The organism is Stenotrophomonas sp. 86428_Sma (assembly GCF_056481585.1).
The window spans coordinates 4,379,290-4,394,818 of sequence record NZ_CM151156.1; the positions used below are offsets into that span (position 1 = coordinate 4,379,290).

The window sequence follows — 15,529 nt, forward strand, 5'->3', positions numbered from 1 at the left end:
TTGCAGCGCCCTCTCATGAGGGAGGCGGAATTTCCGGCAGCTGGAGCCCCTGTGCCAGGGCGAATGCACGTGACGCGCGCCAGTACGCCTCAGGCGGCCTCTGCAGTTCGGGCCGGCTCCAGTAGTCATTGATGTGCAGTACGCTCATCACGTCGACCCATGCAGCGCGCGCATCGTGGACGCACATGCGCCAGCGATGATGCGGCGGAAAGTACGCGTAGTACTCAAGCGCCTGCCGCTGTGCCTGCTCTTCGTCAATCCCTGCCTGATGGATCAACGTCCACGCATGCATATGGCGCGCGTGCGCAAGCGCACCGAGATACTCATCCTCATCCAGCAAGGGAATCGGCTCGCCGCGCGCCAGGCACAGCGCGTCCGATTCGGTGTCGTACTCCAGCGACGGCTGCAACAGTTCCGGGTTCTGGTACCAGTACCCTTCGCCCAGCACATGCAGCATCGCCCAATGCCAGGGCTCGTCGTGGAAGAGCAGTTCGTGCTCGTATTCGTGGCCGGCGGCCTGGTCCGGATAGCGTTCGCGTGCCTGTTCGATTGCCAGCGCTTCGGGAATCTGGCCGTAGCGCACCAGGCACCAGGCGAACAGATGCCGGCTGTCTTCGATTTCAGTGGTGAAGTCTTCCACCGGGGCGCGGGTGTCGGGCATGTTCGATCCTTGCGTGTGGATCAGATGTTGCCTTGAAGGCAGACCAGCAGCTGTTCATGCATGCTGGGTTGGTGGGCCCACCAGGATTCGAACCTGAAACCAAGGGATTATGAGTCCCCTGCTCTAACCGTTGAGCTATAGGCCCTGCGCAGCGTCACAGTGTAGTGGAGCCTGCGCTCAACCGGCTACCCGCCGGCGCCAAGACACACTGAAAAACCCTCAGCCATCGCTGCGCAACGCCACGCGCCCAGGCTTGCGCAACAGCTGGCTCACCCAAACCGCGCGCCCATCTCCCGCACCCGCTCGGCGTTCGCCCCCGCCAACGACCGCATTGCCGGCGACTGGATCCGCCCGTCAACAGCCACGCACTGCCAGAATGCTTCAGCCACCGGTGCCGCCCAGCGCAGATGCTGCAGATCACCACTGCCCAGCGGTGCGACCGGCGACAGCGGCTCGTCCGCGCGCAACACGCCCAGCTTTGACGGCGCCAGCGACATCGGCAGCATGTCGTAGACCGGCGCCAGCGGCAGCGGGCCGCGATCAATGAAGTGGAAGGCGATGTTGCCGTGGTGCATGTCGCTGTTGCCGATCAGCCGCCCGAACGCATGGCGTCGGCCCATCGCCTGCACGGTGTCGGCCGTCAGCCAGCCTTGATCACGCAGTTCGGCGCCTGCAACCGGCCACGCTGGGGTGACCTCGCCGGTGAACGCAGACGATAGCGACAGCAGCGAGACCAGGCCTCGCCGCCCCAGCAGATCGGGCGTGCGGTCGAAGCGCTCGATTTCCAGGAAGGTGTGCGTGGGCGACTGCAGCAGTTCGCTGGACGCCGCGGCTTGTCCGGACTCGCGCAGGGCCTCAAGCGCCAGATGTTCGCAGACCAGCAGATCGCTCCAGCGCTGGGCGGCGGCGCCTTCATCGGGCTGCGCGAACTTGACCAGGACCGAGCGGCGCCTGCCGTAGGCCTCTACGGTGGCGGTGAACTTGGGTTGCTCGCCACCCGGCGAGGAGCCCACGTCCTCTCCGTCCAGCGCAGCACGCGCACGCTCGCGATACTGTGCAAGACGATCGTCGGCCGCAACCCGATCGATCGGCACCTGCAACGTCTCCATCGCCGCCTCCACGGCGGCGGTACCGAGCAGCAGATCGCCCGCTTCAGTCCCGCCAGCGGTTACCAGGGCCATCAACACATCGTCCGGTTGCCAGCTCTTGAGGTCCTTCGGCAGGCCGAGCGCCTGCGCACGGCCATGGGCGAAGCTGCGACCAAGAAATCCCTGCGGTCGCAGGTCATCCAGGTACCACGGCAAGTCAGGAAAGAAGGCGGCAACGTCACCTTCGGGCGCGCGTCGCAGGTTCGGACAGTCAGGCCCGGCATCGACGTGGAAGCCGCCTCCTACCAGCGCAATTACCCGCCCCAGCTCCTCCAGCGTCGCATCTTCGCGCAGCCGGTACAGCGGCCATTCGCTGCCGGCCCGGGTGGGCCGCCGCAGTGCATAGGCGGTTGCCCGGGTGCTGCCCATGCGCACCACCTGCGGGCCACTGGCGGCCACCAGCCGGCTGAGCGCCATCCGGTCCACCCCCAGACGCTCGGCCAGCGCCGCGGCAGGTAGCGGCTGGCCGGGGGCCAGCTGAGCGATCAGATCCAGTACCTGTGGGCGTTGAGCGCGTGGCATGTGCATTACGTAATACGAAATTTGTTACGTAATTAGCATCAAAAAAGCGGGACTGCAAGCGCGGCCGTGCACCTATGAGCTTGAAAATAATGGGCATGTTCACGAAGAGCCAGCTTCGACGCGGGTCTTCCGTTACATTATTTGTTACGTAATCATAAGCCTCAGTCGAGCAAAGGCTCGGCTTTACAGGGATATGGTGGGCAAAGAAAAACCCCGCCGAAGCGGGGTTTCTCTCAACGCTTCAACAGCCGCTGGAAATCAATCGATATCCAGGAAGCTGCGCAGCTGCTCCGAGCGGCTCGGGTGACGCAGCTTGCGCAGGGCCTTCGCTTCGATCTGGCGGATGCGCTCGCGGGTCACGTCGAACTGCTTGCCGACTTCCTCAAGGGTGTGGTCGGTGTTCATGTCGATACCGAAGCGCATGCGCAGCACCTTGGCTTCCCTCGGGGTGAGGCCGGCCAGCACGTCGCGCACGGTTTCAGACAGATTGATGTTGGTGGTGTTCTCGATCGGGGACTCCACGTTGGTGTCCTCGATGAAGTCGCCCAGATGGGAATCCTCGTCGTCGCCGATCGGGGTTTCCATCGAGATCGGCTCCTTGGCGATCTTCATCACCTTGCGGATCTTGTCTTCCGGCATGTCCATTTCCTTGGCCAGCTCCTCCGGCGTAGCCTCGCGGCCGTACTGCTGGAGCATCTGGCGGGAAATGCGGTTCAACTTGTTGATCGTCTCGATCATGTGCACCGGAATACGGATGGTGCGCGCCTGGTCGGCGATCGAGCGGGTGATCGCCTGGCGGATCCACCAGGTGGCGTAGGTCGAGAACTTGTAACCGCGGCGGTACTCGAACTTGTCCACGGCCTTCATCAGGCCGATGTTGCCTTCCTGGATGAGGTCGAGGAACTGCAGGCCGCGATTGGTGTACTTCTTGGCGATCGAGATCACCAGGCGCAGGTTGGCCTCGACCATTTCCTTCTTGGCCTTGCGCGCCTTGGCTTCACCGTAGGCCATGGCACGGCTGATTTCCTTCAGCTCTTCCAGGTCCAGCTGGGTCAGCTTCTCGATGTCGATCGTCGCCTGCTGTTCGGCGATGATCTGGTCCTTTACTTCGCGCAGGGCCGAAGACCACTTCTGCTTGCGCTTCAGCGCGTCTTCCACCCACTCCAGATTGGTCTGGTTGCCTTCCCAGGAACGGATGAAGTCCTTGCGCGGCATGCGGGCGGTGACGGTCGCCAGATTCAGCACACGGCGCTCATGGGCCTTGATCGACGCCATGGTGTCGCGCAGCTGCTTGGTCAGCACGTCGGTCAGCGGCAGCGGCAGCTTCAGGGTGACGAACACCGCCGACATCTCTTCGCGCAGGCGCGGCAGGTTCTTCTTGTCGCCCTTGGTGGCGGCCTTCTTGAAGGCGTTGAAGGCATCGCTCAGCGCCTGCATGCGCGCAGCGACTTCCTCCGGATCCGGACCGGTCGGTGCGGCTTCTTCCTCGCCACCCTCGACATCATCGTCCTCGTCCTCGTCGCCTTCGGCGTCGGCATCGCTGCTGTCATCGGCAGCAGCCGCCGGCGGCGCCGGCTCTTCGTCGGCCAGGTCGTTGAAACCAACGATCACTTCGGCCAGGCGCTTCTTGCCTTCCTTGTGGGCTTCGTAGTCGGTCAGCAGCGACTCGACCGAGACCGGGAACTGGCCCAGGGCGGCCTGGACCTGCGAAAGGCCTTCCTCGATGCGCTTGGCAATGGCGATTTCGCCTTCGCGGGTCAGCAGCTCGACGGTGCCCATTTCGCGCATGTACATGCGCACCGGGTCGGTGGTACGGCCACCTTCGGTATCGAGCGCGCTCAGCGCGGCGGCGGCTTCTTCGGCCGCGGTGTCATCGACTTCGCGGTTACCGGTGTTGCCATCGTTGAGAAGCAGGGTTTCCACATCCGGCGCAACTTCATGGACATCGATGCCCATGCCGTTGATCATGCCGATGATGTCTTCGATCTGTTCCGGGTCGACCATGTCGTCCGGCAGATGGTCATTGACTTCGGCGTAGGTCAGGTAGCCCTGTTCCAGGCCCTTGCTGATCAGTTGCTTGATTTCGGATTGGGCAGGACGTTCGTTGGCCATGTAGTGCTCGCGCCACCGGCTAGGGAGAAATAGGGAACGTAGCATTATACCAGCCCGGGGCCCCGCCTGCCGGGCGGTGGTCCCGCAGGCTCAGGGCCTGAGAAGGAAGGTCACGGGACCGTCATTGACCAGGCTGACGACCATATGGGCACCAAATCGGCCCGTTTCCACCCCTGGTGCGTGATTTTCACGACAGATCTCGACAAATCGATTGAACCCGCGTTCAGCCTCGTCCGGCGGTGCGGCGCTGGTGAAGCTGGGCCGCATGCCCGAACGGGTATCGGCCGCCAGGGTGAACTGGCTGACCAGCAGCAGGCCGCCGCCGGTATCGCGCAGCGACCGGTTCATCTTCCCGGCCTCGTCGGCGAACACCCGGTAGCCCAGCAGGCGCTCGGCCATGCGCCGCAGCTGGGCCTCGGTATCGCCCGGTTCCATGCCCACCAGCGCCAGCAGGCCCGGACCAATCTGGCCGACCGCTTCGTCATCGACGTGGACGGCAGCCTGGCTGACACGCTGGATAAGGACGAGCATCGTGGGCTCCAATGAACGGGGCCGGCCACGATAGCAGCGCCCTTGGCTAAACTGGCGCAGATGAATCCGCAACGCAAAGCCCGGCTGGTCTACCGCGCCACCACCCTGTTCGCCCGCCTGCCCTGGCCGCTGCTGCGGGGAATCGCCCGTGCCCTGTCCTGGACCTGGATCAGTCTCAATGCCCGTGAGAGCCGCGTCACCCGACGCAACCTGGAGCTGGCCTACCCGGACCTGGACCGCGCCACGCGCGACCGCCTGCACCGGGAGCTGCTGCGCTCCACCGCCCTGCAGGCCATCGAGACCCTGCGCCTGTGGAGCCAGGCGCCGGCCGACAACCTGCGCCTGCACCTGAAGCAGCGCCACGGCGAGGCCCTGTACGACGCGGCCCTGGCCAGCGGCAAGGGCGTGATCGTGGCCGCACCGCACTTCGGCAACTGGGAGCTGCTGAACCAGTGGCTGGCCTCGCGCGGGCAGATCGCCATCGTCTACAAGCCACCGGAGGACGAGGCCAGCGATGCCTTCCTGCAGCTGGTGCGGGGCGGCCAGAACGTACAGCAGGTGCGCGCCGAAGGCCCGGCCGTGCGCCAGCTGTTCAAGGTGCTCAAGGACGGCGGTGCCACCGGCATCCTGCCCGACCAGCAGCCCAAGGCCGGCGATGGCGTGTTCGTGCCGTTCTTCGGCGTGCAGGCGCTGACCATGACCCTGGTCAACCGGCTGGCCGAGCGCACCGGCGCCACCGTGCTGTATGGCTGGTGCGAGCGCATCGGCCCGGACATGGAATTCGCCCTGCACATCGAACCGACCGACGCCGCCGTGGCCGACCCCGACCCGCAGGTGGCCGCCACCGCGCTCAATGCCGGCATCGAGCGCATTGCCCGCCGCGATCCGGCGCAGTACCAGTGGACCTACAAGCGCTATACGCTGCGGCCACCGGGCAGCGGCGAAGAAGACCCGTACGCGACCGAAGAGCATCCGCACTGACGGCCGCCGCACCCAGGCCCATCCGGCCCCTGCGACCGGCGGCCGCACCACGTTGAATACGACGCCGGCGCCCCCATAGAGACTGCGATGTCCGACTCCCCCGGTCCTGCCATGTCTGCTGCTTCTTCCCTGTTCGGCGATCCGGCCGCGATCCGCTGCGAGCGCGCGGTGGCCGAACTGCGTGCCGGTCGCCCGGTGCTTCTCCACGATGGCCAGGGCCAGCGCCTGGCGGTGATCGCGCTGGACAGCGCCACGGCCAGCAGCTTCGCTGCCTTCGCCAATGCCGCCCGCGAGCGGCACTACCTGTTCCTGACCGCCACCCGCGCCCGCGTGCTTGGCGTGGAGGCCCCGCAGGGTGCGCGCCTGCCGCTGGCCGGTGTTGCCTTCGATGCCCTGCCCTCGCTGGGCTACCTGCGTGAACCGGGCCCGATGCCGGACGGCTGGAGCGCCGGTGACGCCTTCGATGCAGGCGCGGTGGAACTGGCCCGCCTCGGCCTGTTGCTGCCGGCGATGGTGGCGGTGCGCCTGGACGCCAAAGACCACACCTTCGATGGCGCGGCCGAGGTTGCGCTGTGCGACCTGGCCGAGGGCGCAGCACATGCCGCGCATGACTACGAACTGGTGGCGCGTTCGCCGGTACCGCTGCGCGATGTCGGCATGACCACGTTCGCGGTGTTCCGTGGTGGCGTCGCCCAGCGTGACCAGGTCGCGATCATCGTCGGCGAACCGGATCTGTCGGCGGTGGTACCGGTACGCGTGCACTCCTCGTGCCTGACCGGCGACCTGTTCGGTTCGCTCAAGTGCGACTGCGGCGACCAGCTGCGGCGCGGCCTGCGCAAGCTGAAGGAACTGGGCGGCGGCGTGCTGCTGTACCTGGACCAGGAAGGCCGCGGCACCGGCATCGCCGCCAAGATGCTCGCCTATGGCTACCAGCATGACGGCCTGGACACCATCGATGCCGATGCACAGCTCGGCTTCGGCGCCGACGAACGGCGCTACGGCAGCGCGGTGGCGATGCTGCGCGGCCTGGGCATTTCGCGCGTGGCCCTGCTCAGCAACAACCCGACCAAGGCGCAGCGCCTGCGCAACGCTGGCATCGAGGTGCTGGACTGCATTCCGGTCACCGGCGAGATCACCGCCGAGAACGAGCACTACCTGCGCACCAAGGCTGATCGTGCCGGCCACATGCTGGATGTGGACGCGCTGATCCAGGCTGCCCAGTAACGCAGCCGACCTGCTACCGTCTGCGCGGTGCGGCCACGGCCGCCACCGCCCGCCCTGCCACCTGACGGAGCCCGCGTGACCGACGTTCCCCTTACTGCTCCGACCACCGATGCCTGGCAGTCGCTGCCGCGCCGCGCCGCGCGGCTGGCCGCACTGGAAGGTGCCTTCGGCGGCCTGTTTGTGCCGGGCCTGCCGCTGGCCGCAGCCGCGTGGTTCTTCGACCTGCCCGGCGACCTGTGGACGGCCGCCCTTGGGCTGCTGATCGGCATCGTCTTCGGCGCCTGGCTCGGCCGCCGGCGCTTGACCCGCACCCGCTGGCGGCTGGATGCCCAAGGGCTGGGCCTGCGCCGCGACCTGATGTGGCAGCTGGAAACGCGCATCCCCATTTCGCGCGTGCAGCACCTGGACCTGCGCCGCGGCCCGCTGGAACGCCGTGCCGGCCTGGCCACGCTGATCGTGCACACCGCCGGGACCCGCATGAGCGCAGTGACCGTGAGCGGCCTGGACGAGGCCGACGCCGAGCGCCTGCGTGACACCCTGTCCCATCAGCTCGACCAGGACGCCGACGCCCTGTGAGCCTGCCGCCGCCCCTGCCCGCATCGCTGCCTGCCGGTGGCGAGGACCATCGCCTGCATCCGTGGTCGTGGTTGTTCGTACTGTTGATGCAGTTGCGCCATTACTTCCTGCCGCTGGTCGCACTGCTGGTGTTCGGCCAGCGCGGCGACCGCGACCCGATGTGGGCGCAGCTGATTCCGCTGACGGCAATTGCCGCACTGGTACTGGTGTCGGTGCTGCAGTACCTCAGCTACCGCTACCGTATCGGCAGTGATGCGATCACCGTGCGCAGCGGTCTGCTCGCGCGCAACCGGCGCGAGATTCCGTTCGCGCGCATCCACAACGTGGAGGTGCGACAGAACCCGCTGCACCGTCTGTTTGGTGTGGCCGAGCTGCGCCTGGAATCGGCCGGTGGCGTGCGCCCGGAAGCGGAGATGCGGGTGCTGAAGCTGGACCAGGCGCTGGCGCTGGAACGGCTGGTCCGCCAGCGCGGGCAGGCGCCGCAGGCCGCCGGCATCACCGAGCCCGACCCGGTTGCCAGCACCGCGACTGAGAACGAGCAGGTACTGCTGCGCCTGTCGAGCTGGGACGTGGTACGCATGGGCCTGCTCTCCAACCGCGGCTGGGCGCTGGCGATCGCCGCGTTCGGCGTGCTGTTCCAGACCGTGCCACGGCCGGTGATGGACGATGCCCTCCAGCGCGGTGGACGCGAAGCCTTTGGCTACGCCAGCCATCTGCACCCCGGCGTGACCGGTGCGTTTCTGCTGCTGGCTGCCGCGCTGCTGCTGGGCTGGCTTGCGCTGCGCGTGCTGTCGGTGGTGCTGACGCTGCTGCGCTACCACGGCTTCACCCTCAGCGAGCAGGACCGACGCCTGACCGTATCGGCCGGTCTGCTCAGCCGCACCCGCAGCAGCGTGGCGCGCCGGCGCATCCAGGCCTGGACGCTGCGCGAAGGTACTTTGCAGCGCTGGTTCGGGCTGCGTCAGCTGCGCATCGACAGTGCCGCCGGTGGCCCCGCGCGCGATGAGGACCGCGCCCTGCGCGAACTCGCGCCGCTGGCGTCCAGTACACGTTGTGAGCAGCTGGTGCAGCACCTGCTGCCGCAGCTGCAGTGGCCTCCGCTGCAATGGCAGTCCATTCCGCAGCGCGGCTGGTGGCGGCTGTGCCTGGGCGCACTGGTGCTGGTGCCGCTGCTGGCTGCGGCCGCGTACTGGCGCTGGGGCCCATGGGGCCTGCTGGTGCTGGCGTGGCTACCGGTGGCGCTGCTGGTCGCGCACCGGCAGATGGCACGCATGGGCTGGTACCTGGACGAACACTATGTGGCGGTGCGCGGCGGCTGGTGGAAGCGCTGGTGGCGCTGGGCCGAGCTGGACAAGGTGCAGGGCCTGCGCCTGCAACGCTCGCCGCTGGACAAACTGCTGGGCACCAGCAGCCTGCAGCTGGACACCGCCGGTGCACATGGTGATGTGGCGCTGACGCTGCATCATCTGCCGCAGGCGCAGGCGCAACACGTGATGGAGCAACTGGCGGCGGCGCTGGCGCGGCGCAAGCTGCGCTGGTAAGCACTACAGGTCGTGCCGGTCGCTGGCCGGCAACTGCCGCCATTCCCGAGGTTGCCGGCCAGCGGCCGGCACTACCGCGAGCGGGGTCAGCGAGGCATCAGCGCTGCGACGGGCCCCAATACCCCAGGTCCTTGCGGATCTGCAGATCGCGCACCCAGCTGCCGAATGGCTTGCGCCGCAACGCACCCATTTCACCGGACAGGAAATCCTCGGTGGCCGCGATCACCCGTTCACTGGAGCGGCCATCGCGGTAAGGGTGGATGGCATCGGCGTAGCGCACGATTTCCGCCTGCAGCGCGGCGTCCGGGTGCAGCGCGCGCTGCAGCATCGCCTGCAGCTGCGCAGGATCATCGAAGTCGATCATGTGCGGCTTCGGCACGCGGTTGCGGAAGGTCACCACCGGCTTGTGCTGCACGATGAACTCCGAAACGATCGATGAGGTGTCCGACACCAGCACATCGGCGGCGCGCTGCGCGGCCATCACCTGCTCCGGCTCGATGAAGCGGGCATTGGCACCGGCCAGCGCGCGGTAGCGTTCGAACAGTTCCGGTGGGCACTTCGGGTGCAGGGTCAGCAGCCAGTAGTGGTCACCGGCGGCGATATCAGCGGCGATCTGCGCATGCAGGTGCGGAGCCGCGCTGAGCCGCTCGGTGAAGGTGGAACCGAACAGGATCACCGGGCGGTCACCGGCCGGTGCGCGCAGCGCGGAACTCTCGCCTCCGTCATCGCGGAACAGCGGGTCCAGCTTCGGCCAGCCAGTCTCGGCCACGGCGAAGTGGCCCTGCAGGCTGGCGATCTCGCGGAACGGTGCGGTCGTGGCCGGCCCCTGCGTGCAGTACAGGTCGAACATGCCGCGCACCCGGAAGTGGCCGCGCGCACTGTCCCGCTTCTCCACGTTGAAGCCATGGAACAGCTGCACCTTGGCCCCCGAAAGGAAGGTCGGCACCCAGTTGGCCGCGCTGAACACCGCCCGCGGACGCATTGCCAGGGCCTGCTTCAGGCCCACGTTGGGCACCCCCGGCAGGCTGCTGCCGGCCGCGCCGTCCTCGAACCAGGCCGCCACCTCCTGCCCGGACGCGTGCAAGGCCTGCGCCAACGGGGCGAGAATAGGCAGCGCATAGCGCTCCGTCGCAAACAACAGGTACCCGGCCATCATGTCCTCCACGACCGCTCCCATCGAACGGCCTCGCATCTCGGCGTGCATTATCGCGTTCAACGAGGCCGGGCGCATCGGCGACTGCCTGGCCTCGCTGGCCTTCTGCGATGAGATCGTGGTGGTGGACTCGCAGTCCACCGATGCCACCGTAGCCATCGCCGAGTCCGCCGGTGCCCGCGTGCTGCAGCGCCGGTTCGAGGGCTTCCGCAGCCAGAAGGCGTTCTGCGTCGAGCAGGCCAGCCACGACTGGGTGCTGTGCCTGGACGCCGACGAGCGCATCAGCCCCGAGCTGCGCACCGCCATCGAGCAGGCCCGCGACGGTGGCTTCGCCGGCCAGGCCGGCTACCGCTTCGCCCGCCTCTCGGAGTACTTCGGGAAGTTCCTGCGCCATGGCAATGCCTACCCGGACCGGGTGATGCGCCTGTTCGACCGCCGCCGCGGCGGCTGGCGCGGCAAGCGCGAGATCCACGAGGCGGCCAGTGTCGACGGCAGTGTGGGCACCCTGCGCGGCGACCTGATCCACTATCCGTACCGGTCATTGCAGCAGCAGCTGGCCAAGACCGAGAAGTACGCGCGGATGATGGCCGAGCACGAGTTCGCACGCGGCAAGCGGGCCACGCTGGGCAAGCTGGTGCTGGCGCCGGCCTGGCGGTTCTGGCGCGGCTTCCTGTTCCGTGGCGGCTTCCGCGACGGCTGGCACGGCCTGGTCTACGCCTACGTCCGCGCCAACTACGTGCGGCAGAAGACCATCATGCTGTGGATGCTGGGAAATGGACAGGCGGTGGCCGACCCGGCACCTTCCGCGGACCGGCCTTGACCACGCTGTGTCACACTGCGTGGGCGTTGCCTGAAGACCCCCCATGAAAATCCTGTACACCAACTTCCACTACGGCGACGGTGGCGGCCACACCACGTACATCGTCTCGCTGGCGCGTGCGCTGCACGGCCAGCACACGCTCCACGTCGCCGCGCCGGCCGACAGCCGCCTGCTGCGGACCATGGCCGATGAAGGCATTGCCCGCACACTGCCGATTGCGTTCGGCAGCGGCCTGCCAACGCTGCCCCGGCAGCTGGCCGAACAGCGCGCGCTGCGCAGGCTGGTCCACGATGAAGGCATCGACCTGATCCATGTCAACGGTGCACGCGACCACCGCTTCGTGATGCAGGGGCTGCTGGGCATGCGCCGCCCGCCGATCGTGCTGACCAAGCACAACAGCAAACCCACCAATACCTTTGGCAATGCGCTGCGCGCACGCTGGGCCACCGATCGACTGATCGCGGTCTCGGCCGACACCAAGCGCCTGCTGGAACAGGGCCCGTACCGTCGCTGCCCGATCGACGTGGTCCGCAATGGCGTTGACCTGGAGCGCTACTCACCGCAGCCGGCCGGCACCGGCAGCGCGCTGCGCCAGCAGTGGACGCAGGATCCACAGGCGCTGGTGCTGGTCAGCAACGCCGGCACCGACGATTACAAGGGCTGGATCGACCTGGCCCGGGCCATCGCACGGCTGCCCGATGCGGTGCGTCCGCATGTGCACATGGCCGTGGCCGGCCACCTGCCCAGCGCGCAGCAGCGCGAACAGGTGCTGGCGCTGGGCGAGGTGGCCGCGCAGGTGCACTTCACCGGCCTGCTGGCCGATACCCGCGTCCTGATCGCGGCCGGCGATGCTGGTTTCGTACTGTCCCATGACGTCGAGACGATCTCCTTCGCCTGCCGCGAGATGATGGCCAGCGCCAAGCCGATGCTGGTCAGCGACTACGCAGGCCTGCCGGAGAACATCGAACAAGGCGTCGATGGCTGGGTGGTTGCCACACGCGACATCGACGCCATCGCCGCCCAGGTACAGGCGCTGTACGCACAGCGCGATGCGCTGCCGGAACAGGGCCGCGCAGCACGCCGCCATGCACAGCGGGAGTTCGGCCTGCAGACATTCGCCGACGCCACGCTGGCCAGCTACCACGCCGCCCTGGCCAGCACCTGAGCCACGCTCCCCGAACGCTCAATCGGTGATGCCGGGCCCCTGCAGGCGGCGCTCGTGCTCGAGTTCCGCCACTGACGGCCGGCAGTCGCCGGCGACCGCATCGGCAGGCACCAGCCACCAGCGGCGACGATTGGAAATGCCCGCCATCTCGGCCCGCGCACGATCGATGCAGGCCTGCATCGCATCCTCGTTCACCAGCAGCCAGCGTTGCTGCGGAACCAGCCGCTGCCAGCGCACGGCCGCCTGCAGCTGTTGATGCCAACGTGCTTCGAATCCAAAGGTGGCCGCCGGGCGATCGGCCATCAGCAGGTTCTGCTCTTTCCATGCCACCAGTCCCAGCTCGGCCTGCGGGCCGATGCGTACACTCACTTCACGCATCAGGCCACGGGCCGAGCTGGAGTCGTTCAATACCGGATAACCGACCAGGCTGTACAGCACCCAGACTCCTGCCAGGGTAGAGACCAGGGCAACGTGCCGACGCTGGCGCCCGCACACCCACAGGCTCAAGGCCGACCAGACCGCCATCGCCAGCGCCGCCCAGGCCAGCGCATCGGTGGCACCGGGAAGCAACCCGCGGCCATGGGTAAGGCGCACTTCGAAATCCGGATCACCCAGCAGCGCCAGCGCACCCACCAGCCCCAGCGCCAGTGCCAGCAACGCGGTGAATGCGCCCAGCACGCGCTGCACATCGCGCCGCCTCAGCAACCCGGGCAGCAACGGCGCCAACGCCAGGCAGAACATCGGCAATGCCGGCAGGATGTAGACGTCGCGCTTGCCGTGCGGAAGGGAGAAGAACAGCACGACCAGCAGCCACCAGGCCAACGGCAGCAGGTAGCGCGCATCGCGCCGGCGCAGCCGCCGGAACCAGGCCGGAAGCGCCCAGGGCAGCAGCAGGAACGCGGGAATCCACATCGACGGCATGATCGCCAGGAAGTACCACCACGGCTGGTGATGGTCCCAGGACTGCGTATAGCGCCGCGCGGTCTGCCGGAACAGGATGTCGTCCATGTAGGCGCGGTACGGCTCCGAACCGGTGGCGAAGCCTGCCAGCAGCATCGGCGCCAGCCACAACGACACCGCCAGCAGGAAGGCCAACGGTGCCAGCCAGAAACGCAGGTCGCGCACGTGCAGGCGTACCCGTGGCCAGTGCAGCACGGATGCGACTGCCGCCGGCGCGATCATCATCAGCGCCAGCACGCCTACGCCCTTGGTGATCACACCGACGCCGGCAAAGAACCAGCCCAGCCACCACCAGCGCCAGGCCGGACCCAACAGCAGATGGCGCAGCAGGCCGTAGTTGGCCAGGGTGATGAACAGCACCACCAGCGGATCGATCTGCGCCTTCTTCGCCTGGAAGGTGAAGTGCAGCGCGAACAGCAGTGCCCAGCCCGCGTACAGCCCCACCTGCCGCGTCCACAGGCGGCGGCCGAGATCGACCACGCACCACAGCGTGCCCAGCGCGGCCAGCAGCGAGGGCAGCAGGAACGCCACCCGCCAGTGGCCGACCAGGCTGTACATCGCCGCCTGCAACCACATCAGCATCGGCGGCTTGTCCGAATACAGCTCGGGGCCGCGATGCGGGAACAACCAGTAGCCACTGTCGACCATCTGCTTGGCCACCAGCGCGAAACGTGGCTCATCCGAGGGCCATGGATCACGGAGGCCCAGGCCGGCCCCCAGCACCAGCAGGGCCATCACCACCAACAACCACGTCTGGCGCGACGCGTGGGCTTTCAGCATGGGACTCGAAACGGCAGCGGGGGTCAGGCTGCTTTTAACAGACGCGCGTAGAAGAAACCGTCAGCATCGTTTTCACCCGGCAGCCGCTGGCGCGCCACCCCTTCGCAATCCACGCCGAATGCATCGCCCAGCGGCTGCGCCACGGCATCCGGATGCCACTTCAGGAATGCGCGCACCTGATCGATGTTCTCGGCGCGCAGGATCGAACAGGTGGCATACAACAGAACGCCGCCCGGGCGCAGCATCGACCAGCAGGCTTCCAGCAGGCGCGCCTGCACGCCGACCAGTGCATCGATGTCTTCGGCGCGACGGTGGAACATCACATCCGGCTGGCGGCGGATCACGCCGGTCGCCGAGCACGGCGCATCAAGCAGGATCGCGTCGAACGGCACGCCATCCCACCAGGCGCCCGGATCACTGGCATCTGCCGCCAGGGTCTGCGCATGCTCGCCCACGCCGGTACGGGTGTAGGTATCGCGTGCACGGGCCAGGCGGCGCGCGTCGATATCCAGCGCCAGCAGGCGCAGGCTGGGGTCGCGCTCGAGCAGGTGCGCCGACTTGCCGCCGGGTGCCGCACAAGCGTCCAGCACGCGGGCACCGGCCACCGGGGCCAGCGCATCGGCGGCACACTGCGCCGACAGGTCCTGCACCGAGATCGCGCCCTCGGCGAAGCCGGGCAGCTGATTCACGGCAACCGGAGAGGCCAGGCGCAACGCGTCGGCACTGAGCGGACTGGCTTCTGCGGCAATGCCGGCTTCGGCCAGCGCGGCCAGTGCCTTGTCACGACCGCCCTGCTGGCGGTTGGCGCGCAGCCACAGGGGCGCCGGTTGCAGGCTGGCACTGAAGATCGCGTCGGCCTGTGCCGGCCAATCGCGTTGCACCGCATCGGCCAGCCATTCCGGGAAGGCATCGCGCGCTGGCTGCTCCGGGAAACCTTCGCGCTGCGCGCGGCGCAGGATCGCATTGACCAGGCCCGCCTGGCGCTCACGGCCCAGTGCACGCGCGGCATCGACGGTGGCCGACAGCGCCGCGTGCGCCGGCAGCTCCAGCACGTCCAGCTGGGCGAACCCGACCATCAGCAGCGTGCGCAGATCGGCATCACGCGCCGACAGCGGCTTCTGCATCCACGACTGCAGCGCCGCGTCATAGGTGCTGCGGCGGCGCAGGACGGCGAAACACAGGGCTTCCAGCAGCGCGCGGTCGCGGCTGTCGGCCAGCTTCGGCAGCGCCCAGGCCAGTTCGGCCTTCAGCGAACGGCCACGGGTGAACACCTGTGCCAGCACACGTGCGGCCAGCATGCGCGTGGCCGCGCCCGGCGCCGCCTTGGCGACGGAGAAATCGTTCTGCTTCGACAC

Annotated in this window: 13 protein-coding genes and 1 tRNA gene; 6 read left to right on the forward strand and 8 right to left on the reverse strand. The window is 67.8% G+C overall.

What is annotated here, in order from left to right; all coding sequences use genetic code 11:
• Positions 1 to 13 precede the first annotated feature (13 nt).
• The 5 genes from ACZK3J_RS20100 to dtd all read right to left on the reverse strand — a co-directional run bounded on the left by ACZK3J_RS20100 (position 14) and on the right by dtd (position 4,974).
• Entirely contained in the window at positions 14 to 661 is a 648-nt protein-coding gene (locus tag ACZK3J_RS20100; RefSeq protein WP_049461986.1) for a hypothetical protein, read from the reverse strand.
• Between the two features lie 69 nt (positions 662 to 730).
• A tRNA-Ile gene (locus ACZK3J_RS20105) sits at positions 731 to 806 on the reverse strand.
• Positions 807 to 930: 124 nt separating this feature from the next.
• On the reverse strand, positions 931 to 2,331 hold the full coding sequence (yjjJ, locus tag ACZK3J_RS20110; protein ID WP_065428852.1) for a type II toxin-antitoxin system HipA family toxin YjjJ: 1,401 nt from the start codon (positions 2,329 to 2,331) through the stop codon (positions 931 to 933).
• Positions 2,332 to 2,589: 258 nt separating this feature from the next.
• Positions 2,590 to 4,443, reverse strand: a complete 1,854-nt coding sequence (gene rpoD / locus ACZK3J_RS20115) for an RNA polymerase sigma factor RpoD (RefSeq protein WP_014038623.1) — start codon at positions 4,441 to 4,443, stop codon at positions 2,590 to 2,592.
• Between the two features lie 90 nt (positions 4,444 to 4,533).
• Positions 4,534 to 4,974, reverse strand: coding sequence for a D-aminoacyl-tRNA deacylase (dtd, locus tag ACZK3J_RS20120; RefSeq protein ID WP_049401012.1), 441 nt, complete (start codon positions 4,972 to 4,974; stop codon positions 4,534 to 4,536).
• Positions 4,975 to 5,034: 60 nt separating this feature from the next.
• Between dtd and ACZK3J_RS20125 the strand changes: the two genes are divergently transcribed.
• The 4 genes from ACZK3J_RS20125 (at position 5,035) to ACZK3J_RS20140 (ending at position 9,296) form a co-directional block, all read left to right on the forward strand.
• Complete coding sequence (locus ACZK3J_RS20125; RefSeq protein ID WP_049461974.1) at positions 5,035 to 5,955, forward strand: lauroyl acyltransferase; 921 nt, start codon at positions 5,035 to 5,037, stop codon at positions 5,953 to 5,955.
• 87 nt (positions 5,956 to 6,042) lie between these two features.
• Positions 6,043 to 7,179 carry a GTP cyclohydrolase II RibA gene (ribA, locus tag ACZK3J_RS20130; protein WP_478476206.1) on the forward strand — a complete coding sequence of 379 codons (1,137 nt, stop codon included), beginning with the start codon at positions 6,043 to 6,045 and terminating at the stop codon, positions 7,177 to 7,179.
• Positions 7,180 to 7,254: 75 nt separating this feature from the next.
• A complete protein-coding gene (locus ACZK3J_RS20135) occupies positions 7,255 to 7,755 on the forward strand; it encodes a PH domain-containing protein (RefSeq protein WP_049461972.1) in 501 nt (166 codons plus the stop codon).
• Positions 7,752 to 9,296 (forward strand): PH domain-containing protein, encoded by a 1,545-nt coding sequence (locus tag ACZK3J_RS20140; protein WP_049461971.1) that lies wholly within the window; start codon positions 7,752 to 7,754, stop codon positions 9,294 to 9,296. Before ACZK3J_RS20135 ends, ACZK3J_RS20140 begins: the two co-directional genes overlap by 4 nt.
• A 97-nt stretch (positions 9,297 to 9,393) precedes the next feature.
• Here ACZK3J_RS20140 and ACZK3J_RS20145 read toward each other — a convergent pair whose 3' ends face one another.
• Positions 9,394 to 10,452, reverse strand: a complete 1,059-nt coding sequence (locus tag ACZK3J_RS20145; protein ID WP_049461970.1) for a CDP-glycerol glycerophosphotransferase family protein — start codon at positions 10,450 to 10,452, stop codon at positions 9,394 to 9,396.
• Between ACZK3J_RS20145 and ACZK3J_RS20150 the strand changes: the two genes are divergently transcribed.
• On the forward strand, positions 10,451 to 11,269 hold the full coding sequence (locus ACZK3J_RS20150; protein ID WP_049461969.1) for a glycosyltransferase family 2 protein: 819 nt from the start codon (positions 10,451 to 10,453) through the stop codon (positions 11,267 to 11,269). The two genes, ACZK3J_RS20145 and ACZK3J_RS20150, sit on opposite strands and share 2 nt — an antisense overlap.
• A gap of 43 nt (positions 11,270 to 11,312) precedes the next feature.
• Positions 11,313 to 12,434 (forward strand): glycosyltransferase family 4 protein, encoded by a 1,122-nt coding sequence (locus tag ACZK3J_RS20155; protein WP_049461968.1) that lies wholly within the window; start codon positions 11,313 to 11,315, stop codon positions 12,432 to 12,434.
• A gap of 18 nt (positions 12,435 to 12,452) precedes the next feature.
• Here the strand turns inward: ACZK3J_RS20155 and ACZK3J_RS20160 are convergent, their stop codons facing one another.
• Positions 12,453 to 14,174, reverse strand: coding sequence for an ArnT family glycosyltransferase (locus tag ACZK3J_RS20160; RefSeq protein WP_049461967.1), 1,722 nt, complete (start codon positions 14,172 to 14,174; stop codon positions 12,453 to 12,455).
• A 23-nt stretch (positions 14,175 to 14,197) separates the two neighbouring features.
• Complete coding sequence (gene rsmB / locus ACZK3J_RS20165) at positions 14,198 to 15,529, reverse strand: 16S rRNA (cytosine(967)-C(5))-methyltransferase RsmB (RefSeq protein WP_032128556.1); 1,332 nt, start codon at positions 15,527 to 15,529, stop codon at positions 14,198 to 14,200.

Excerpts from the sequence above, each read along its gene's own strand:
- ACZK3J_RS20100 (WP_049461986.1), bottom strand. The coding sequence starts at position 661 with ATGCCCGACACCCGCGCCCCGGTGGAAGACTTCACCACTGAAATCGAA.
- ACZK3J_RS20150 (WP_049461969.1), top strand. The coding sequence starts at position 10,451 with ATGTCCTCCACGACCGCTCCCATCGAACGGCCTCGCATCTCGGCGTGC.
- rpoD (WP_014038623.1), bottom strand. The coding sequence starts at position 4,443 with ATGGCCAACGAACGTCCTGCCCAATCCGAAATCAAGCAACTGATCAGC.
- yjjJ (WP_065428852.1), bottom strand. The coding sequence starts at position 2,331 with ATGCCACGCGCTCAACGCCCACAGGTACTGGATCTGATCGCTCAGCTG.
- ACZK3J_RS20125 (WP_049461974.1), top strand. The coding sequence starts at position 5,035 with ATGAATCCGCAACGCAAAGCCCGGCTGGTCTACCGCGCCACCACCCTG.
- ACZK3J_RS20160 (WP_049461967.1), bottom strand. The coding sequence starts at position 14,174 with ATGCTGAAAGCCCACGCGTCGCGCCAGACGTGGTTGTTGGTGGTGATG.
- ACZK3J_RS20145 (WP_049461970.1), bottom strand. The coding sequence starts at position 10,452 with ATGATGGCCGGGTACCTGTTGTTTGCGACGGAGCGCTATGCGCTGCCT.
- dtd (WP_049401012.1), bottom strand. The coding sequence starts at position 4,974 with ATGCTCGTCCTTATCCAGCGTGTCAGCCAGGCTGCCGTCCACGTCGAT.
- ribA (WP_478476206.1), top strand. The coding sequence starts at position 6,043 with ATGTCCGACTCCCCCGGTCCTGCCATGTCTGCTGCTTCTTCCCTGTTC.
- ACZK3J_RS20155 (WP_049461968.1), top strand. The coding sequence starts at position 11,313 with ATGAAAATCCTGTACACCAACTTCCACTACGGCGACGGTGGCGGCCAC.